This window comes from Streptococcus suis (genome assembly GCF_002960425.1).
GTDB lineage: Bacteria > Bacillota > Bacilli > Lactobacillales > Streptococcaceae > Streptococcus > Streptococcus suis_S.
The window spans coordinates 48022-69102 of record NZ_POIZ01000087.1; the positions used below are offsets into that span (position 1 = coordinate 48022).

Genomic DNA, 21081 nt, shown 5'->3' on the forward strand with positions numbered 1-21081 from the left:
CTCCTCTTACTCTCTATTATCAATACTGGTTAAAATGGCGATTTTCTCCTTCAAATAAGCATCTTCTGGATACTTAGTGAGTATTTCATCGAAAATCTGACTACGCACTACATAGTCAGAATACATATGTAGTTTCATCTCATAATCTTCCAGTAATTTTTCTGTTCGTTTAATGTTATCATAGACCGCCTGACGGCTAACTTGAAATTCCTCAGCAATCTCAGCCAAGCTATAATCATCTGCATAATATAGCTCAATGTAGTTCATTTGCTTATCTGTCAGCAAGGCTGCATAGAATTCAAACAAGGCGTTCATTCGGTTGGTTTTTTCAATTTCCATAAGCTTTATTATATCAAAAATTCCGTCTTAAATAAATAGAAACATCTGCTTCCGTACCTAGAAAACAGATGTTGTTTACATAATTTATATTACGTCATACAATCGAGCGTAGAGCTACTAATTATTCTCCAGATAAAACTCGAACCGTTCACCAACATACTGGCTATTGACATACTCAAAGGCTTGACCGTCTTCTAGATAGGAAACCTGTCTTAAAGCTAGAATAGCTTGATTTTTTGAAATTTCTAAATATTTGGCGACCTTTTCATTAGCCAGTCGGGCAAAAATGGTTTGTTTACTTGTTCCGATCCGATAGCCATTATCAATAAGGGTTTTGAAGAAATGGTTGGTTACATCTTCCTTGGGAACGTTCTTAATCAAGCGTTCGGGAATGCTGGCTACCTCATAGACAACAGGGACATTATCAGCATAGCGAACCCGCTCCATCCGAATAACGTATTCCCCCTTGCCTAAAGCAAGCTGCTCGACTTCTTTCTCATTTGGTTTGGTACGAGTATAAGACAACAACTGACTGCTCGGCATTTTCCCTTGGAGTTGTACCAATTCAGTAAAAGAGGTTGTTCCACGCATCTTTTCTTGGACCCGTGTGCTGGCTACATAGGTGCCAGACCCCACCTTACGTTGAAGAACCCCTTCTTCGACCAGCAGGGTAATGCCCTGGCGCAAGGTCATCCGTGAAACGCCAAACTCGTCTGCCAAATCGCGCTCACTGGGCAAGCGTTGTCCAACTGCCCAAACTCCCTTGTCAATCTGTTCTTTTAATTTATCATGAATGGTGATGTATGCTGCTTTCATCTGTCTAGCCTTTCTTGCTTCTAGTTTACCAAAATATCAAGATTTTGACCAATATAGACCGATTTTTATCTGTAAAAATCTCGCAGACAAACAATCAGCCTCCTTTCCCTATAACAAAATCAGTAAAATCTATAAAAAAACGAACGCTTGTTTTCTAAAAAACTTCCATAGTTTGCAAAACAGATATTTGACAATTATAGTTTGGAAAATGTTCGTTTTTATGATAAAATAAGGAACAGTATTTGAATAATTTTCAAAATGAAAGGGAAAAACATGACAAAACAAGATGTCCAAAAAATTATTGTATTGGATTATGGAAGTCAATACAATCAGCTCATCTCACGTCGCATTCGTGAATTTGGTGTCTTTTCTGAATTGAAAAATCACAAGATTACTGCTGAAGAAGTTCGTGCCATCAATCCGATCGGTATCGTACTTTCAGGTGGTCCAAACTCTGTTTACGCTGAAAATGCCTTCGATATTGATCCTGAAATCTTTGAATTAGGTATTCCAATCTTGGGTATTTGCTATGGTATGCAGCTGATTACCCATAAGTTGGGGGGTAAGGTTGTTCCTGCTGGTGAGGCTGGAAACCGTGAGTATGGTCAATCAACACTTCAGTTGAAAGCTGAATCAGCCCTCTTTGCTGGCACACCAGAAGAACAGCTTGTACTCATGAGCCACGGAGATGCTGTAACGGAAATTCCTGCTGACTTCCACTTGGTTGGTCTTTCTGCTGACTGTCCTTTTGCTGCTATTGAAAACACGGAGCGTCGTATCTACGGCATTCAGTTCCACCCAGAAGTTCGTCATTCCGTTTATGGAAATGATCTCTTGAAAAACTTTGCATTTGGTATCTGTGGAGCCAAAGGCGACTGGACAATGGAAAACTTCATTGAAACAGAAATCGAAAAAATCCGTCAGACAGTCGGTGACAAGAAAGTCTTGCTTGGTTTGTCAGGTGGTGTAGATTCATCTGTTGTTGGTGTCCTTCTTCAACGTGCCATTGGTGACCAGTTGACCTGTATCTTCGTTGACCACGGACTTCTTCGTAAGAATGAAGGCGATCAGGTTATGGAGATGTTGGGTGGCAAGTTCGGTCTCAATATTATTCGCGTTGACGCTGCCAAACGTTTCCTAGACCTTTTAGCTGGCGTATCTGACCCTGAGAAGAAACGTAAAATCATCGGTAATGAATTTGTTTACGTATTTGACGATGAAGCAAGCAAGTTGACCGATGTGGAATTCTTGGCTCAAGGAACGCTCTATACAGATATCATCGAGTCTGGAACAGATACTGCTGAAACCATCAAGTCCCACCACAACGTTGGGGGGCTACCAGAAGATATGCAGTTTAAGTTGATTGAGCCGCTTAATACTCTCTTTAAGGATGAGGTGCGTGCGCTTGGTACTGCTCTTGGTATGCCAGATGAAGTCGTGTGGCGCCAGCCATTCCCAGGACCGGGTCTTGCCATTCGTGTCATGGGTGAAATCACTGAAGAAAAACTCCAGACTGTTCGTGAATCTGATGCAATCTTGCGAGAGGAAATTGCCAAAGCGGGTCTTGACCGCGATGTCTGGCAATATTTCACAGTCAATACTGGCGTCCGCTCTGTAGGTGTCATGGGTGATGGTCGTACCTACGACTACACCATCGCCATCCGTGCCATCACTTCTGTTGACGGAATGACTGCTGACTTTGCCAAACTACCATGGGAAGTCCTACAGAAAATCTCAGTTCGCATCGTAAACGAAGTCGACCACGTCAACCGCATCGTCTATGATATTACAAGCAAACCACCAGCAACAGTTGAATGGGAGTGATAGAGCCTGGGGATAGGCTCTATCAGCCAGTCTATCAAGACTAATTTAGCCGATGCCTGAAAACAAGAAAGCGTCGCAAGCCTGGGGAGAGGCTCTATCAGCCAGTCCATCGAGACTAATTTAGCCGATGCCTAAAAATGCAAGAGCATCGTTGTCTGGGGATAGACTGTTTTACCCGACGCTTGAAAACAAGGAAGCTTCGCAAGCCTAGATATAGGAATTTTAAGCTTCTTGAAATCAACACAACCCGTAGAAACTCACTTTCTGCGGGCTTTTTGTGACTAAAATTTCCCTATTTCTACTTGTTTCCATTCTTTTTATATGATACTATATAAATATAGAAAGGCAGGGAGATGTTATGCAGAAAAAATGGAAATTTCTAGTTATTGGTTTCTTTTTCATGATTGGAGTAACTGGTCTTGGTCTTCACTGGTTTGGTTAGGAGCAAACTCGCTTACTAAATGAGCAGTTAAAACCCTTGAATTTGCAAATCAATACTGATACTGGAACCAAGATTGATGCTATTGGTGGTCCGCAAAAACCGAGAATTATTGGATTTTTTCAGAAAGACCAGACTACTGCTATCAGTCGGCGGATTACAGCTGCTTCTGAAGAGGTAGCAAAAACAGCCAGTCCAGATGGTTTGACCCAAAAAGAATGGATTGTTCTCTATCCTCAAACTCGCAACAGTCCTTTTACGAATGCATCTGCCTACGCTCTTATGAAAACCACTATTACGGCAGAGTGGCTACAAGTTCGGACTAGCCAGGAGGAAGAACTGGAAGTCTTTTATGAAAAAAACGATGAGAGTCTACTAACCTTACAAGATTTGATTGCGGATAAAGAAAAGTTTCGTGAACAGCTAGAGCAGGTCTTGGCTAGCTCTCCTGCACAAACGGAAGATGCCCAAAAAGTCCATGAAGAACTCCTCAAAACATTTGCTGTAGAAGATTGGTCGGATATTTCTTTTACCTACGAGCAGGAGAGTTTGGTATTGCCACAAGCCATCATTTCCATGTCTGTCTTTGTAGAGAGTTTGAATGAAATCTACTTTTCAGACCAGACCTTGGCAGCATTTCGAGCTCAGGCACATGCAGACACTTCTTCTGCAACCACAATCTATTATCCCTAACTTGTAACCCCTAGCCCAGCCTTCCAGTCCTTAGTCGGTTGGGCTTTTTAGAAAGGAACATGACATGAAGCTTGACTACAAACGAACCATTTACATCGGTATGGCTTTCTTGGGTATTTCTGCTTTTTGGCAGCTATATGATGTGATTATCCCCTTGATTTTGGAAAACCAGTTTGCTCTGGATAAGACCTGGACGGGTCTGGTCATGTCCTTGGACAATATCCTCTCCCTCTTTCTCCTTCCCTTCTTTGGAGCCATTTCAGATCGGCTGGATTGCAAGTACGGCCGTCGGATTCCCTTTGTCTTTGTTGGGACAGTCTTATCCATCATCGGTCTGCTACTATTGCCCTATGCGACCAACCAGCACTCCTTCTGGCTCTTTAACCTGGGCTTGGGAATTGTTTTGCTAGCCATGTCCATTTCCCGCGCACCTGCTGTGGCCCTCATGCCTGACTTGACACCTAAAGAATTGCGGAGCAAGGCCAATGCTGTCATCAATCTCATGGGGGCGGTCGGGGCCATTTTTACCCTCTTGGTCATTCGGTTTCTGGTCGGCAAGTCTGACCAACCTGACTATACTGCTACTTTTCTGGCTGTCGCAGGCATCTTGCTGGTCAGCTTTGCTATTTTACACTGGAAAATCAAGGAAGAGACTATGAGGGTGGAGGAGGTTTCGGAAGCAATAGCAGAGCAGGTCAGCCAGGAACTTCCAAGGGAAGTCAAGCGGTCCCTTCTCTGCTTGCTGGCGTCTATCTTCCTCTGGTTTATGGCCTACAATGGCATCACAACAGCTTTTTCCCGTTATGCTATCGCGGTCTGGGCTATGTCTGCTGGTGAGGTGGCCACTTCGCTAATGGTCGCTACCATTGTTGCTATTATCAGCTACATTCCGTCAGGTTTTGTGGGAACAGTTTTGGGACGAAAAAGGACCATTCTCATCGGCATCTGCTTGGTTTCGACAACCTACGGACTGGGGATTGTCTTTACCAGCTTTTCGCCCCTTGTCTATCTGTCCTTTGCTATTATGGGTATGGGCTGGGCTTTTATCAATGTTAATTCATTGCCCATGCTGGTGGAGATGAGCCATCACTCGGATGTTGGCAAATACACCGGCATGTATTATACTGCTTCTATGGCCGCTCAAATTGTAACACCGATTTTGTCTGGTTTTCTTATGCAGTCACTTGGTTTTAAGATACTCTTTCCCTATGCTCTTATCTTCTCTCTTCTTTCCCTCGGAACAATGAGTGTGGTTCAGCATGGTGATAGCAAGCTTGAAAAAGAAAGGCTGTAATGGATTATGATGTATTGGTTACTGGGCATTCTTGTATTTATGCTTGGCTTGTTTTTCTATTTGCTGGCTCCGCGGAGGAAGGTGGTGGATTTTGAGCCTTTTCTAAACTGGGATTATGCCCACCGTGGTTTTCATGATAATGCGGGACCAGCACCTGAAAACAGCCTGCTAGCTATTCAGTTAGCGGTTGAGAAGGGCTACGGGATTGAGTTTGATATTCGCTTGTCAAAAGACGGTCAACTGGTCGTCTTTCATGACGAAACCCTCAAGCGAACCTCTGGGATTGACCAAAACATCGAGGAATTGACCTATGAGGACTTGCTAGCTTATAGTTTGTTCAACAGTCAAGAGAGGATTCCCCTGCTGTCGCAAGTCCTCTCAGAAGTGGCGGGACGTGTGCCCTTGATTGTGGAGCTCAAGTCGGAGTCCATGGAGGTTGCGGATTTATGCCATCGGACCATAGCAGAGCTGGATGTTTATGAGGGACTGTTTATGGTGGAGTCCTTTAATCCCTTGGTGGTGGCCTATTTCAGAAAGCACCGTCCAACTTATATCCGTGGGCAGCTTTCTGGCAATCTAGGAGATAGAAAGGGGATTATTTATATCGCAGTCCGCTATTTGCTTTCCAATGTACTGGCTCGACCAGACTTTGTGGCCTATGACCATCTCTATCAAAACAATCTTAGTTTGCAACTGCTGAAGTCAGTCTTTGGTATTCCCCTGGTCTGCTACACGGTCAAAAGTCCAGAAGAGTATGAAAAGAACAAATCCATGTTTGACCTGCAAATCTTTGAAGGTTTTGATCCTAACAAGCTGACCAGCAATTAGAAATAATATACAAGTCCATCCCCTACTATCCTTCTAGTAGGGATAGATGTTACGCAATTGTTTAACAAATTAAACTTTTCTCTGGAATTGAAAACTATTTTTTGCTATACTTGTCTTATGAAAACACTAACGCTTGGAAAATTGCTAGAATTACCCTCGTTTCACCACTTTTACACCCTGCCAATTCGAAAAAGTACAGAAGTTTCTGGGAATTATATTGTTGTTTTTGAGCAGGATAATCAAGTAGTATTTGTTGATGTGAATAGTGAAGCTGGTCACACTCATGAGGCACGTTTTGCCAGTCACTTTCACAAAGACAATCTTTTGGTTGGTTTGGGGGCTGTTCCTGTTAGCGCCTGGCCTACTTGCCAAATCCTTACCGTAAAGAAAAATAGCAATCAGAGGGGGATTGCCCTTGCTAACCTAGTTGAACACTACGGAGACCTATCTATTTTTAAGCAAATGGCAGAGCAGTATCGACAGCGTGAACGTTCAACTATTTATGACCCCTACCGCTATTCCTATACCATTGATGAGAAAAAAGTAGAAGCTTCAAGTGCCTTAAACATTGTCCCACGTAAAGAATACGAGAAGATACGAGATTTTCACCCCTTTCTTCAAACAAATAGGGGGAATGTTTATGCTGTACCATGTCACTATCAGGATAAACAACGAAATAAAGAAACCAAAATTTATATTATGGGCTGGTATTTCTACGAAAAACAATTAAAAATTTCTTGGAAACCATCCCACTCTCGAAAAAGTAGATGGCGTTCTTCCCTTGTATCAGTTGATAAACTGTCCGAACGCTACTTTTTCCAAGGGGAACTCTATAAGAAAGGCTCCTTTCCTATATTCTTAGACAATCTCACCATACAAAACAAAAGCTACCAAAAACGCCTAGACACCGAATTCGCAGCCTTCATCAGTATCATTGAAAAACAGAAACAGGCCGCAAAACTGCGTATAAAATAAGGCTAAGCCTAATGAGCCCAGCCTTATTTTTAGAGTTGATGTCACTATCCCCTATGGTTGATAGACAATCTGATAATTGGCATTAACAATCACACCATTTTGATAAACAGAATAGTGGGTATTGTCATTTCCTTCTAAAACATTATATGGAATAGCTTCAGTCCGTGTGTAATTTCCCTCGATGACACGCCAATTATTCTCACCAAGGATAGAATTAGCGTATTCTATGGTCTTGGGACCACTTTCTAGCTGAATACCTGTTTCTGTATTCTTGAGGGGATCTATACCCTCGCTAGCAGTGTTGCTGACACGATAAAAAGCATCCACATCCAGTTCTCCTGCTCCAACCTTTGTCAAAATGCGATCCCGTGTTGTATCCGTTGGGTCAGTTCCAGCAGCATAAAGTGATTGGCTAAGTAAGGTGTCTTTAGGCACCATCATCAAACTAACTTCGCCAATACTCTTATCAATGTAGCCTGTTTCAAAAATTCCGTCTGTAATTTTTCCACGACCTAGTAAATTCTGACTTTCAGCCACCAAGCCTTTCATATTAAATACTAGGGTTTCACCACGACTGTTTTGCCAGGTCCCAATGAGGCTGTCATAATTTCCCTGCATGAGAGAATCGATGTCCATGGAAAGAATGGTGGCAGCTTCCGCCACACTTGACGAACTGGTATCGCTACTGCTCGAAGAACTAGAGGTGTTTGTAGTTGAACTACTTGACGGCTCAGAACCTGCTTGATTAGTACTTGGACTGCAAGCTACAAGGGTTGTCAATGTCAGAATACTTGTTAAAAGGATAGAATAGTTCTTTTTCATACGGTCCTCCTATTCTCTATGGATGGTAAAGCCAGTGGCCTGCTTAGTCGCCATAATGGTCATATCTGAAATCTGCACATGCCCCGGCTGGTTTGCCACAAAAAGTGCACAAGATGCAATATCCTCAGCCTGTAAGGCCTCAATGCCCTTGTAAACTCCAGCCGCTCTGTCTGTATCGCCATGGAAACGAACCTGGCTAAAATCAGTTTCAACAATACCAGGTTGCAGGGTTGTGACCTTGATATTTTTATCGATTGTATCAATCCGAATACCATCTGACAGCACCTTAACCGCTGATTTTGTAGCCGCATAGACCGCAGCGCCCGCATAGGCATAAATTCCAGCAGTAGAGCCGATATTGATAAGATGTCCCTCATTATGTTCAACCATCTGGGGCAATATCTGGCGTGTAACAGTTAACAAGCCCTTTACATTGGTATCTATCATGGTCATCATGTCTGCCAGGTCATATTCGTGAAATTTATCCAAGCCTAAAGCCAGACCTGCATTGTTCACCAAGATATGAACTTGTCCCACTTCTTGTAGTATCTGTTGGCAAGAAGCAATAACTTGGTCATTTTGTGTAACATCAAATGAATAAACGTAAACCTGTACATCATAATTTTTCTCAATATCACATTTTATTTCATTTAATTTATCGTTTCTGCGTCCAGTAATGATGACATTGTCACCATTCTTAGCGAAAGCGTAGGCGATTGCTTTGCCAATGCCACTGGTCGCACCAGTAATCATACAATTTCTCATTCTAACATTCCTCATTCTGTCGATACAATTATTATATCATTTTTAGTAGGAAAAGAAAAACAACCAAGAAATTTTCTCGATTGTTAAAAAATATTCATCAACCGCATTAGGTGCATATTAAAACGAACCTGTCTAGCATAGTAGATATTTCCACCGTTTACATAGAGTTTACCACCATGCAAGAGGGCTATCGGGTGATAATAGGTGTAAGTCTCACCGCTTGTATTGCCAAGGCTGGGTGCTACGACTGTCTTGGAATACTCTTGAGCTAAAGCAAGGGTATGTTCACCACCATTTTCCGCTACAAAATCAATATAGGCAGGTCCAAAATTGTAGGCTTGAACAGCGGTCCAGACTTCAACTCCCTTTTCCTCTGCTAAACGTAAATTCTCTGATAAATAGACTACGCCCTGACGGATACTCTCTTTACTATCAGTAATCGTATTGGTATAGCCCGTTGCAGATTCACTAGACTGCATGACATCCGCTTCTCGTCCCTTAGTTTCTGTGTAAATCATCGCCAAAACCAGTTCTTCATTGGCAGCCGTATCATTCTCAGCCAGAACTTCTTGAACCATAGTCTGATAGGTCATCACTTGTTTGACATCTTGATAGATCTGGAAGCTCTTTACAAGGAGAAAAGCAAGGGCGATAAGGCTAATCGCTCTTATTAGTTTCTTCATTTACTTACTCTTTATATCTTCAATATTTTTGATAAGAATGGAATAGGTTCCATTATCATTTTGGATAAACTCTACGGATTCAGCATCTTCATAAACTGCATTAGGAACGATCAGTTCAATACCATTTGAAAGGGATAATTTTTGGTTTTCAAACTTCTTTAGCTGACGACTGCTATCAATCTCGTCGAAGGAAATCTTATCTGGAATAACTTCTTTGAGCTGGTCAACAAAGTTCAAACGGGCAGTCAGATTATTATCGAATAGCTGGTCAGCCAATTTTTCAGGAGAAAGTTCATTGTCTTCTTCCAAATGGTTGAAAATAGCTGACTTGACCTTTGATTGAAATTGGAAATCACCTTGATGGAAATTATCAGCAATTTTTTGAGCTGTCTGTTCAACTGCCTTGATAGATTTTTTGGCAGAAATGGCTGGCGTGACCTGCAGGAGATTATCGGAAAAGTAATGGAGAAAGGCTCCGTTGTGTTTAATCCTTTTCTCAATCAAATAATATTTACGCGTCTGTAGATTGATGATTAAGGCTTCATCTGGCGTAGAACCTGCTCCTGGCAGATTGTTTTGAGTGATTTTTAGCGGGCTATCACTTTCTGAACCAACGTGAGCAAGGTTTTCACGCAAGGCGATCCTTAGAAAGGCGAAATGCTCCACACCATTTCGTTCAAACTCGATAAAGATTAAATCATTGGTCTTGAGATTTTCAGAAATGGAAAACTCTTCTTTCCAGAGACCAGCAATTTTGACAGAGCTAGTCAATAAATCTTCATTTAAGAAATCAAGAAAAGGATTGTCTGCTTCAAAATGTCCAGTTTTTGCTTCATCAGAAAAAACACGCTCGATTTTCTTGCGCAAATATTCTTCTATTTTCGGACTGACAGTCAAAAGCTGGTCAGCAAGGACCAGCTCAGTGTCGTCAGGACTAAATTGATGTATAATAGCTTTTTTTACAAATATATCCATTATAAACCTTCGTATAGTGGGAAGCGGTCTGTCAAAGCACGTACTTCTTGACGCACTTCTTCTAGAACGGCTTCATTCTCTGCATTTTCAAGGGCTTTGATTGTCAACTCAGCAACCTTGCGAGCCTCCTCTACTCCAAAACCGCGAGCAGTAATGGCTGCAGAGCCAACACGGATACCACTTGTTTTGAATGGTGAGAGTTTTTCGTAAGGAATTGAGTTTTTGTTGAGGGTGATGTTCACTTCATCCAAGAGATGTTGTGCAACCTTACCGTTCTCAACAACTTTTGTCACATCTACCAAGAAGAGATGGTTGTCTGTGCCGCCTGTGATGACCTTGAAATTAGGGTTGGCAAGGAAGACTTCTGCCATAGCCTTGCTGTTGTCGATAATCTTTTGAGCGTAATCTTTAAAGGCTGGGTCCAATACTTCTTTGAAGGAAACAGCTTTCGCAGCTATAACATGCTCAAGTGGACCACCTTGGATACCAGGGAAGATAGCTGAGTTGATTTTCTTGATGAGAGCTTCATCATTGGTCAAAATCAAACCACCACGAGGTCCACGAAGGGTTTTGTGGGTTGTTGTTGTTGTGATATGAGCGTGGGGAACTGGGTTTGGATGAAGACCAGCAGCTACAAGACCAGCAATATGGGCCATGTCCACCATCAATTTTGCACCGACAGCATCTGCGATTTCACGGAATTTTGCGAAATCAATGGTACGGGCATAAGCTGAAGCACCTGCGACAATCAATTTTGGCTGTACTTCTTTTGCTTGTTTTAAAATTGCATCGTAATCCAGCAAACCTGTTTCTTCATCAACGTTGTAAGCAACGAAATTGTAGGTTTGTCCAGAGAAACTCACTGCAGCACCGTGTGTCAAGTGACCACCTGCAGCTAAGTCCATCCCCATAACAGTGTCTCCTGGCTCAATCAAGGCCATGTAGGCAGCACAATTGGCCTGGCTTCCTGAGTGTGGCTGAACGTTAGCAAATTTTGCACCGAATATTTCTTTAGCACGTTCAATAGCTAAACTTTCAACTACGTCAACGCATTCCGTACCGCCATAGTAACGACGACCTGGGTAACCTTCAGCATATTTGTTGGTCAAAATAGAACCTTGAGCAGCCATAACTGCTTTAGAAACAACGTTTTCAGACGCAATCAACTCGATATTATTTTGTTGGCGTTTTTCTTCAGCTTGAATTGCTTCCCAAACTTCTTTGTCGAAATCTTTGTAGTCAACTTTGTCAAAAATCATGTGCGGTACTCCTTTATAAGTGCTTGATAAAGCGATATTGTAATTTGTCAGATTCGTATCTCAAATGCTCGTAAAAACGATGGGCTTGTTTACGGTGTTCAGCTGAATTGAGGCGAATGAAAGATAATCCTTTGTCTAGAGCTAGCTTTTCAACTGCTTGTAACAACTTTGAACCAATTCCCTTGCCTTGGTATTCTGAAAGAACAGCCAATCCTAGAATATTAAGACCAGGATTTGAATACAGACTTTCATAGACTTGAGCATGAATGTAGCCTGATACTTGACCAGTTTCATCGTCCTCAAAAACCAAGATAGTATGTCCATTAGACTCCGAACAACGTTTAAATTGTATTTCTGTTTGCTCAAGAGGCACATCGTAGCCTAAGGCTTGTGCATTTATTTCTCTAATCGCTGACAAATCTGCAAACTCAATACTTCGAATCATGTCTTAATCCTCAAATTCTATTTCAGGGGCAGCAGCTTGGATCTCTTCCCGGCTGATACTGCCTTGTCGGAGAATTCTAGCTTTTGGTCCTGAAAGATCTAAGATGGTTGAATCAATTCCAGCCAAGGCCTCGTCATCGGCTATCCCTTCCAATTTTTCAGAGAATTGTGATAGGACTTTGGTAAACTCTTTACCACTTTCTTGTCCGGAAACATTAGCTGATGGTCCGATTAAGGGACCCGTTTCCGCAATCAAACGAAGGGTTTTTTCGTGTTTTGGTAGACGAAATCCAACAGTATCCAGGCCAGAATTAACCCAAAAAGGAACATTGGCGTTCGCTTTCAGGATAATCGTTAGCGGTCCTGGCATAAATCTATTATACAGTTTTTCTAGATAATGAGGGGGATTTTGACTGAAAAAATAAATATCGTTCAGATTTGAGACATTTAAGTTCATGGCCTTGTCCCTAGGGCGCTGTTTCAACTGATAGACACGATTGACTGCTTCTTCATTTAAGGCTTGAGCAAAGAGTCCGTAAACTGTCTCAGTCGGCAAAACCACGGCTCCACCATTTTCAAGGATTGTCCGGAGTTTATCCATTGTCATCCGCCACAACCTTTCTATCCTGACCAAATTGGTCTTTGAGGACTCGGATTCGTTTTTGGGGGAAATGCAGAGCGAGTAAGTCAGTCAAGGCTTGTCCTTGCTTGTAGCCAATTTCAAAGTAGAGTTTCCCATCCTCTTTCAAAAAGGCACCTGCCTGCTCCGCAATTTGTCTATAGATAGCCAGACCATCTTCTTCCGCAAATAAGGCCAGATGAGGCTCAGAAGTCAATACATTAAGTCCAACTTCTTCTGTGTCATCTGGTGAGATGTAGGGCGGATTGGAAACAATGATGTCAAATTGCCCTTTCACTGCTTGCAAGACATCCGATTCTAGAAAGTGAACAGAGACGTGATTAATTCTTGCATTTTCCTGAGCCACTGCTAAGGCATCCTCTGAAATATCAACTGCTACCACTTCCCAATCAGGTCTAGCTTTTGCAAGGGAAATAGCTATGGCACCGCTTCCTGTACCGATGTCTAAGACACGCAAACCTGCTCTGCTATTTTCCTGTAAAATCAAATCAACCAATTCTTCCGTTTCAGGTCTTGGAATTAAAACCCGATTGTCCACCATGAACTCCAAGCCATGAAAATCGGCTTTTCCGATAATGTACTGGGCAGGTCGGTGCTGGGAAAGTTGCTGAAAAATCGCCTCAATCTCTTCTTTGTCGGTCGGTGTGACTTCCTGACGGAGCAGGAGGAGAAATTCCGTAAAGTTCAGTCCCTTTAAGCCACGATAGGTGAAGGACAGGGATTCTGCCTCTTCACCGATTGCGACTAATTGTTCTTCGTATGCTGCAAATAATTGAGCGTAATTCATTATTTGTTAAGCTCTTCTAGTTTTTGCGTCTGATCGTAAAGTACAAGAGCATCTACGACTTCGTCCATCTTACCTGACAAGATGGTATCCAGCTTTTGCAAGGTCAAGCCGATACGGTGGTCTGTTACACGGTTTTGTGGGAAGTTGTAAGTACGGATACGCTCTGCACGGTCACCCGTACCGATTGTTGATTTACGCTCTGCATCCTGCTCGTCTTGGGCAATCTGTGCAAAGTGGTCCGCAACACGGGCACGGATGATCTTCATGGCCTTTTCACGGTTTTTCTGCTGGGTTCGTTCTTCCTGCATCTCTACCTTGATGTTGGTTGGCAAGTGAACGATACGCACGGCAGTAGCCACCTTGTTGACGTTCTGTCCACCAGCACCAGATGCGTGGTAGATGTCAACACGAAGATCTTTTGGATCGATATCGTATTCCACTTCTTCAACTTCTGGCATGATGAGGACAGTTGCTGTTGAGGTGTGGACACGACCTTGGCTTTCTGTCACAGGGACACGTTGGACACGGTGAGCTCCTGATTCATACTTGAGTTTTGAATAAACGGATTGACCAGAGACCATGGCAACCACTTCCTTGATACCGCCGACACCATTGTAAGACGCCTCCATGACTTCGAAGCGCCAGCCTTGACCTTCTGCATACTTTTGGTACATGGTCAAAAGATCTCCAGCAAAGAGGGCGGCTTCATCTCCACCTGCAGCACCACGGATTTCCAAGATGATATTTTTATCATCGTTAGGGTCTTTTGGTAAAAGAAGGATTTTCAACTTTTCTTCGTAAGCCTCTTTATCAGCCTTAGCTTGTTTGAGTTCTTCCTTAGCCATTTCCTCCAAGTCAGCATCACCAGAAGATTCTTTAATCATCTCTTCTGCATCGATAATGTTTTGAAGAACAACCTTGTATTCGCGGTATGCTGTTACTGTATCACGAGTTGCAGCTTCTTCCTTAGACAACTCCATAAAGCGCTTGGTATCGCTGACTACATCAGGGTCAGACAACAGTTCACCAAGTTCCTCGTAGCGATCTTCCACCGCCTGTAATTGATCATAGATGTTCATAATTATAAGATATTAAGGGCGTTAAACGAACAAAGCAAAAATAGGAGTTTTGACGAAGGACGAAACTGTCCTAGGAAAAACTATCTTTTTTGCACAGTTCGTAGCCCGTATTCAGTTCCTTTCTAAATAATTGGAAAGAACACACTTCTTGTTAGCCTGTAGGGCGTGTTCAGTTCCTTTCTGTAATATGCAGGTCATGAAACAGGCACAGTTCGTAGCCCGTATTCAATTCCTTTCTAAATATTTGACCGAACACACTTCCAGTTAGCTTCTAGGGCGTGTTCAGTTCCTTTCTGTAATATGTAGGTCATGAAACAGGCACAGTTCGTAGCCTGTTTTCAGTTTTCAAAAATCGTACCTTCAGCCTTTGAATTATAACCTTGGGTTACAATTTAATCTCCGGTGAAAAGTAATGTTTGCGGCAAACTGGGATGTAGGTTTCGTTTCCACCGATTTGAATCTGGGCACCTTCATAGGTTGGCTTGCCGTCTTGTGTTCGCAACACCATAGTCGCCTTTTTGGAACAATACTGGCAGATTGTTTTAATCTCATCCAATTTGTCAGCCAAAAGCAACAAATGTTTAGAGCCTTCAAAGAGCTCATTGCGGAAATCATTTTTCAAGCCAAACGCCATGACTGGTACACCTAGCTCATCCACCACTCGTGCCAAGTCATAGACATGATGACGGCGGAGAAATTGCGCTTCATCAATCAAGACACAATAGGGACGTGGCTCCATCTTTTCGATATAGCCAAAAATATCCATCTCATCGTCAATGGCAACAGCCTCTCTTCTCATACCGATACGGCTAGAAACAACGCCAAAGGCATCACGAGTGTCCAAGGCAGAGGTCATGATGACAACAGGCTTGCCTTGCTCTTCATAGTTATGGGCTACTTTAAGAATTTCAATGGTTTTACCAGAATTCATCGTCCCATATTTATAGTATAATTGAGCCACTTTTCACTTTCCAATCTTAAAATTTCACTCCTTCCATTTTATCATAATTTGACCATTTAGGAAATAGAAAAACAAGCCCGTTTTGAGCTTGTTTGATATTAAGACCAGGGGAATGATAAGAAATTTCCGACACACTCAAAAATGATTTTAGCTACCTTTGGTTTCCACTTGTAGAGCATAACACATCCATAGATTAAGCTGAGGAAAGAAAAGGTAATCAATAAAGGTCCTTCCCATATACTCTTGGCAAAAACAGTTGCCACTAGATATAAAGATAATCCAGAGACTAGGAACGATAAAATCATACGGTATTTATAGGCCATGAGTATTCCCTCCTTCATAAAGGTAGCATAGCACATAATGTAAACGTTGTCAACAATTTACTTATAGAAAACAGGTAAGAAATATGCTATACTGAAAAGAGAAAAGTATAGTCTTTTAGTTTACTTTTAGTACTCGCTTCAAAGGTTTGGGGAACCTTTGAAGGCTGGAGATAGTGCGAACCAAGTTCGCTTCAAAAGCCGCAGGCATAACTCAATGCTTCCTTGTTTCTAGGTGACCAGCTGATGTACTTCGCTTTTTTGTTTTCAGGCTCAGGTACGAATAGTCCACTGGACTATTCGTATCCCCCAGACTGTTTCAATCAGGCAAGGCGAGTTCAAACACTCCAGTGGAGTGTTTGAAGTTGGAAATAGGGAAACGAAGTTTCCTCGTACGTCGAAGTAATAAAAGAAAAACTAAATGACGATAAAGGAGAAACGATATGCCATTTGTACGTATTGATTTGTTTGAAGGACGCACGGAGGAACAAAAGATTGCCCTTGCGCGTGAAGTAACAGAGGTTGTATCTCGCAATACCAACGCACCAAAAGAAGCGATTCATGTCTTCATCAATGATATGCCTGAAGGAACCTACTACCCACAAGGTGAAATGAAACGCAAATAAGAGAAAACACTCTTGCAACAAAATGCAGGAGTGTTTCTTTGTATCAAGATTATTTCTTATCGTCTTCATCCATGCTGAGAACACTGAGGAAGGCTTCTTGTGGTACTTCTACGGAACCGATTGCCTTCATCCGTTTCTTACCAGCTTTTTGTTTTTCCAAGAGTTTGCGTTTACGGGAAACGTCACCACCATAACACTTGGCCAAAACGTTTTTGCGAAGGGCCTTGATGTCGCTACGAGCAATGATTTTCTGACCGATTGCTGCCTGGATTGGCACTTCAAATTGCTGACGAGGGATGATTTTCTTGAGCTTGTCAACGATGATTTTCCCACGTTCGTAGGCAAATTCCTTGTGGACGATAAAGCTGAGGGCATCGACCTTGTCACCATTGAGGAGAATATCCATTTTCACCAACTTGGATGAACGGTATTCTGAAATCTCATAGTCAAAGCTAGCATAACCACGAGTGGATGACTTAAGCTTGTCAAAGAAGTCAAAGACAATCTCCGCAAGCGGAATTTGGTAGATGACATTGACACGGTTATCATCGATGTAATCCATGGTCACAAAGTCACCGCGTTTGCGTTGGGCCAATTCCATGACCGCACCGACGTATTCCTGCGGTACCATGATTTGTGCCTTAACGTAAGGCTCTTCGATAGTTGCAATCTTGGTTGGGTCTGGGAATTCGGACGGGTTGGCTACATCAATCATTTCACCGTCTGTCATATTGACATGGTAGACTACCGACGGAGCTGTCATGATGAGATCAATGTTAAACTCCCGCTCAATCCGTTCTTGGATAACATCCATGTGCAAGAGACCCAAGAAGCCACAACGGAAACCAAATCCTAGTGCTTGTGACGTTTCTGGCTCAAACTGCAAGCTAGCATCGTTGAGTTGGAGTTTTTCCAAGGCTTCACGGAGGTCATTGTACTTATTGGAATCGATTGGATAGATACCTGCAAAGACCATTGGATTCATCTGCTTGTAGCCTGCTAGTGGCTCGCTGGCAGGATTTTCCGCCAAGGTCACCGTATCACCGACACGGGTGTCAGCAACTGTCTTGATGGAGGCTGCGATGTAACCTACATCACCAGTCGCCAAGTAATCACGACCGATTGCTTTTGGTGTGAAGATACCGACTTCCGTCACATCAAAAGTCTTACCATTGCTCATCATCTGAATAGTATCGCCAGGTTTTACCACACCGTTGACGATACGAACTTGCAGGATAACCCCACGATAAGGGTCATAGACAGAGTCAAAAATCAAGGCTTGTAGCGGAGCAGCCACATCACCAGTCGGTGCTGGAACTTTCTCCACGATTTGCTCCAAGATTTCCTCGATACCAATACCAGCCTTAGCTGATGTTGGCACGGCTTCTGAGGCATCCAAACCAATCACATCTTCGATTTCCTGACGGACACGCTCTGGATCTGCTGCTGGCAGGTCAATCTTGTTAATAATAGGCAAGATTTCCAAGTCATTATCCAGGGCCAGATAAACGTTGGCCAATGTTTGTGCTTCAATTCCTTGAGCAGCATCTACTACCAGAATCGCACCCTCACAAGCAGCCAATGAACGCGAAACCTCATAGGTAAAGTCCACGTGTCCAGGTGTGTCAATCAAGTGAAAAATGTAGGTTTCACCATCTTTGGCCTTGTAATTGAGCTGAACAGCGTTCAACTTAATGGTAATCCCACGTTCACGCTCCAGGTCCATGCTATCCAGTAACTGAGCCTGCATTTCGCGACTAGAAACTGTTTCTGTCTTCTCAAGAATACGGTCAGCCAAGGTTGATTTTCCATGGTCAATATGGGCAATAATAGAGAAGTTCCGAATCTTCTCCTGTCGTTTTTTCAAATCTTCTAAATTCATGTTTCTTCCTCTACAAGAGTATTACTCTTTATTATATCAGAAATACCAAGAACTTGCCATAAGAAAAACGGGAGTGGGAAAGAACTCCTACATTCATAGAAGAGTTCGTCTTCCCACCCCCGCAAAGTTGATTAGGACAGATTTGGAGTGTGAAACACGAACAAATCTGCCAATCAACCACTGCGCTGAGATGTTGACATAAACTTTGAGTAGGATTGCTGTGGTTGAACTGCTCTGCTATTTCCCCAACCATAAGGCGATTTCACGGTGAGCAGCTTCTATGCTGTCAGATCCGTGAACAACATTTGCCACAATACCATCAATTGGTGCAGTGGCGAAATCTCCTCGAATAGTTCCAGGTAAGGCATTGACTGGATTGGTAGCCCCCATCATATCTCGCCAAGATTTGACGACTTCAGGTCCTTCTAAAATCCCAGCAATGACTGGTCCGCTGGTCATGTAGTCAACCAAGAGCGGAAAGAAAGGTTTGTCTGTTAAATGCTCATAATGTTGAGCGACTAAGTCCTCCGTCGCTGTCATCATATTTAGGTCACGAATGACAAATCCACGACGTTCCACTCTGCTGAGAATTTGCCCAACCAGTCCACGTTTGATAGCGTCAGGTTTGATAATGAAAAATGTTTGTTCCATAAAAACCTCCTAAATCTCACTCAGGATAGCATCCCAAGCCTGGTCATAACCATAGCGGGTTTCGGATGAAAAGACGACAAATTGGTCATTTTTATCGAAATCCAATTTCTTTTTGATAATGGATTCATGCTTGTTCCATTTACCACGTGGAATTTTATCTGCCTTGGTCGCAACGATGATGACTGGGATTTCATAGTATTTTAAAAACTCATACATTTGGACATCGTCAGCCGATGGCGCATGGCGCATATCAACCAAGCTAACGACCACGCGTAAATTTTCACGACTGGTCAAGTATTCCTCAATCATCTTGCCCCATTTAGCACGCTCAGTCTTGGAAACCTTGGCATAGCCATAGCCTGGCACATCGACGAAACGAATTTTGTCATCGATATTGTAAAAGTTTAACTGTTGGGTCTTACCTGGTTTTCCTGAAGTGCGGGCCAGATTTTTTCTTCCGAGCAAGGTATTGATGAAGGAAGATTTTCCGACATTTGATCGGCCAGCCAGGGCGATTTCAGGAATATCGTCATCAGGGTATTGGGCCTTTGAAACTGCACTCAGCAGAATTTCAGCATTGTGTGTATTGATTTCCATTCTTTACCTCTCATAAATAAGGGGGAGAAAGCCAGTTGCTTATCACCCCTAATGATCATTTTTAGGCAGTTTCTAGCAATGGTTTTTCCTTGCCATCTACTGCTGCTTTTGTCACTCGAACACGTTTGACGTCATCTTGACTTGGAACTTCAAACATGACATCCAACATGGTTTCTTCGATAATAGAACGAAGTCCACGCGCACCTGTTTTCCGCTCAATCGCCTTCTCGGCAATAGCCAACAAGGCATCCTCATCAAAATCCAACTCTACATCATCGTAAGACAAGAGAGTTTGGTATTGTTTAACCAGAGCATTCTTAGGTTCTGTCAAAATACGCACCAAGTCCTCGGTTGTTAACTGGTCTAAGGCTGCAAATACAGGCAAGCGACCAATCAATTCTGGAATGATACCAAATTTTTGAATATCATCAGCAATGATGTGTTGCATGTAAGAATCTTTTTCATCAATGGCACGATTGTTTTGACCGAAACCGATGATTTTCTCACCTAGACGTTGCTTGACAATTTCCTCAATCCCGTCAAAAGCACCACCTACGATGAATAAAATGTTTTTGGTATCCACATGGATCATTTCTTGGTTAGGATGCTTGCGTCCGCCTTGTGGTGGAACGCTGGCAACTGTTCCCTCAATGATTTTCAAGAGAGCCTGTTGGACACCTTCACCCGAAACATCGCGGGTAATGGACACATTTTCACCTTTTTTGGCAATCTTATCAATTTCATCCACATAGATAATCCCTCGTTCTGCGCGGTCAATGTTAAAATCTGCCGCCTGCAAAAGCTTGAGGAGAATATTTTCTACGTCCTCACCGACATAACCCGCCTCAGTAAGAGCGGTTGCGTCCGCAATGGCAAATGGAACATTCAGACTTTTAGCCAAGGTTTGAGCCAAAAATGTCTTACCAGAGCCTGTTGGACCAATCATGAGAATGTTTGATTTTTGCAAATCAACATCGTTCTCATCACGGCTATCTTGGAAATTGATCCGTTTGTAGTGGTTGTAGACAGCAACTGCCAAGGCACGTTTAGCACGGTCCTGTCCAATGACATAATGATTTAAAATATTGAGCAATTCCTGTGGCTTTGGTGTATCCGCCAAGTCTGTCAATACTTCTTCTGCTAGTTCTTCACGAATAATTTCCTGTGCCAGTTCCACACATTCATTACAAATAAAGACATTGTTTCCCGCAATGATTTTTTTTACTTCTTCTTGATTTTTCCCGCAAAATGAGCAATAAATCAATTCATGATTATGCTTAACAGCCATCTATCTCCTCTTTCATATCACTTATCTAAACAAAAATCCATAAACTGCATGGATACTATTGACTAAATTGGTAAAAGCATTCAATAAAAATAAT

The 21081-nt window shown here is 42.6% G+C and carries 22 protein-coding genes; 6 read left to right on the forward strand and 16 right to left on the reverse strand.

All coding sequences use genetic code 11. The features are described from left to right. Window positions 1-6: 6 nt before the first annotated feature. Together C1G57_RS09840 and C1G57_RS09845 are read right to left on the reverse strand one after the other, a co-directional pair. Window positions 7-339 carry a putative DNA-binding protein gene (locus C1G57_RS09840; protein WP_024378637.1) on the reverse strand — a complete coding sequence of 111 codons (333 nt, stop codon included), beginning with the start codon at window positions 337-339 and terminating at the stop codon, window positions 7-9. Window positions 340-456: 117 nt separating this feature from the next. Next, entirely contained in the window at window positions 457-1155 is a 699-nt protein-coding gene (locus C1G57_RS09845; protein ID WP_105114737.1) for a GntR family transcriptional regulator, read from the reverse strand. Window positions 1156-1428: 273 nt separating this feature from the next. On the opposite strand from C1G57_RS09845, the gene guaA reads away from it, so the two are divergent. The 5 genes from guaA (at window position 1429) to C1G57_RS09875 (ending at window position 7208) form a co-directional block, all read left to right on the forward strand. Beyond that, window positions 1429-2979, forward strand: coding sequence for a glutamine-hydrolyzing GMP synthase (gene guaA / locus C1G57_RS09855; RefSeq protein ID WP_105114878.1), 1551 nt, complete (start codon window positions 1429-1431; stop codon window positions 2977-2979). Window positions 2980-3463: 484 nt separating this feature from the next. Next, window positions 3464-4111, forward strand: a complete 648-nt coding sequence (locus C1G57_RS09860) for a hypothetical protein (RefSeq protein ID WP_153045632.1) — start codon at window positions 3464-3466, stop codon at window positions 4109-4111. A gap of 64 nt (window positions 4112-4175) precedes the next feature. Beyond that, window positions 4176-5405, forward strand: coding sequence for an MFS transporter (locus tag C1G57_RS09865; protein WP_105114740.1), 1230 nt, complete (start codon window positions 4176-4178; stop codon window positions 5403-5405). 6 nt (window positions 5406-5411) lie between these two features. Then, window positions 5412-6233 (forward strand): glycerophosphodiester phosphodiesterase family protein, encoded by an 822-nt coding sequence (locus tag C1G57_RS09870; RefSeq protein WP_105114741.1) that lies wholly within the window; start codon window positions 5412-5414, stop codon window positions 6231-6233. A gap of 117 nt (window positions 6234-6350) precedes the next feature. Next, a complete protein-coding gene (locus tag C1G57_RS09875) occupies window positions 6351-7208 on the forward strand; it encodes a hypothetical protein (protein WP_105114742.1) in 858 nt (285 codons plus the stop codon). A gap of 51 nt (window positions 7209-7259) precedes the next feature. Here C1G57_RS09875 and C1G57_RS09880 read toward each other — a convergent pair whose 3' ends face one another. The 10 genes from C1G57_RS09880 to C1G57_RS09925 form a co-directional block, all read right to left on the reverse strand. Next, window positions 7260-8030: a DUF6287 domain-containing protein gene (locus C1G57_RS09880; protein WP_105114743.1), complete on the reverse strand. Its 771-nt coding sequence runs from the start codon at window positions 8028-8030 to the stop codon at window positions 7260-7262. Between the two features lie 9 nt (window positions 8031-8039). Further along, window positions 8040-8795 (reverse strand): SDR family NAD(P)-dependent oxidoreductase, encoded by a 756-nt coding sequence (locus C1G57_RS09885; RefSeq protein ID WP_105114744.1) that lies wholly within the window; start codon window positions 8793-8795, stop codon window positions 8040-8042. 83 nt (window positions 8796-8878) lie between these two features. Beyond that, a complete protein-coding gene (locus C1G57_RS09890) occupies window positions 8879-9478 on the reverse strand; it encodes a lysozyme family protein (protein ID WP_105114745.1) in 600 nt (199 codons plus the stop codon). Beyond that, window positions 9479-10453, reverse strand: coding sequence for a nucleoid-associated protein (locus C1G57_RS09895; RefSeq protein WP_105114746.1), 975 nt, complete (start codon window positions 10451-10453; stop codon window positions 9479-9481). Next, complete coding sequence (glyA, locus tag C1G57_RS09900; RefSeq protein WP_105114747.1) at window positions 10453-11712, reverse strand: serine hydroxymethyltransferase; 1260 nt, start codon at window positions 11710-11712, stop codon at window positions 10453-10455. Before glyA ends, C1G57_RS09895 begins: the two co-directional genes overlap by 1 nt. Window positions 11713-11725: 13 nt before the next feature. Next, window positions 11726-12157: a GNAT family N-acetyltransferase gene (locus C1G57_RS09905; RefSeq protein WP_105114748.1), complete on the reverse strand. Its 432-nt coding sequence runs from the start codon at window positions 12155-12157 to the stop codon at window positions 11726-11728. A 3-nt stretch (window positions 12158-12160) separates the two neighbouring features. Beyond that, window positions 12161-12763, reverse strand: a complete 603-nt coding sequence (locus C1G57_RS09910) for an L-threonylcarbamoyladenylate synthase (protein ID WP_161941152.1) — start codon at window positions 12761-12763, stop codon at window positions 12161-12163. Further along, window positions 12750-13583 (reverse strand): peptide chain release factor N(5)-glutamine methyltransferase, encoded by an 834-nt coding sequence (gene prmC, locus C1G57_RS09915; protein WP_105114750.1) that lies wholly within the window; start codon window positions 13581-13583, stop codon window positions 12750-12752. The genes C1G57_RS09910 and prmC overlap by 14 nt, the downstream gene beginning before the upstream one ends. After that, entirely contained in the window at window positions 13583-14662 is a 1080-nt protein-coding gene (gene prfA / locus C1G57_RS09920; RefSeq protein ID WP_105114751.1) for a peptide chain release factor 1, read from the reverse strand. Before prfA ends, prmC begins: the two co-directional genes overlap by 1 nt. A gap of 385 nt (window positions 14663-15047) precedes the next feature. After that, the gene (locus C1G57_RS09925; protein WP_105114752.1) at window positions 15048-15623 is read right to left on the reverse strand and encodes a thymidine kinase; all 576 of its coding nucleotides are present in this window, start codon (window positions 15621-15623) and stop codon (window positions 15048-15050) included. A 763-nt stretch (window positions 15624-16386) separates the two neighbouring features. Here C1G57_RS09925 and C1G57_RS09940 point away from each other — a divergent pair. Beyond that, complete coding sequence (locus tag C1G57_RS09940) at window positions 16387-16569, forward strand: 4-oxalocrotonate tautomerase (RefSeq protein ID WP_002934978.1); 183 nt, start codon at window positions 16387-16389, stop codon at window positions 16567-16569. A 49-nt stretch (window positions 16570-16618) separates the two neighbouring features. Here the strand turns inward: C1G57_RS09940 and lepA are convergent, their stop codons facing one another. From lepA to clpX, 4 genes are all read right to left on the reverse strand, one after another. Further along, entirely contained in the window at window positions 16619-18451 is a 1833-nt protein-coding gene (lepA, locus tag C1G57_RS09945) for a translation elongation factor 4 (RefSeq protein ID WP_105114753.1), read from the reverse strand. Window positions 18452-18688: 237 nt separating this feature from the next. Beyond that, window positions 18689-19102, reverse strand: coding sequence for a nucleoside-diphosphate kinase (ndk, locus tag C1G57_RS09950; protein ID WP_100881362.1), 414 nt, complete (start codon window positions 19100-19102; stop codon window positions 18689-18691). A 9-nt stretch (window positions 19103-19111) separates the two neighbouring features. Further along, window positions 19112-19699 carry a ribosome biogenesis GTP-binding protein YihA/YsxC gene (gene yihA, locus C1G57_RS09955; protein WP_105114754.1) on the reverse strand — a complete coding sequence of 196 codons (588 nt, stop codon included), beginning with the start codon at window positions 19697-19699 and terminating at the stop codon, window positions 19112-19114. 61 nt (window positions 19700-19760) lie between these two features. Continuing rightward, the gene (gene clpX / locus C1G57_RS09960; RefSeq protein ID WP_105114755.1) at window positions 19761-20987 is read right to left on the reverse strand and encodes an ATP-dependent Clp protease ATP-binding subunit ClpX; all 1227 of its coding nucleotides are present in this window, start codon (window positions 20985-20987) and stop codon (window positions 19761-19763) included. Between the last annotated feature and the right edge of the window lie 94 nt (window positions 20988-21081).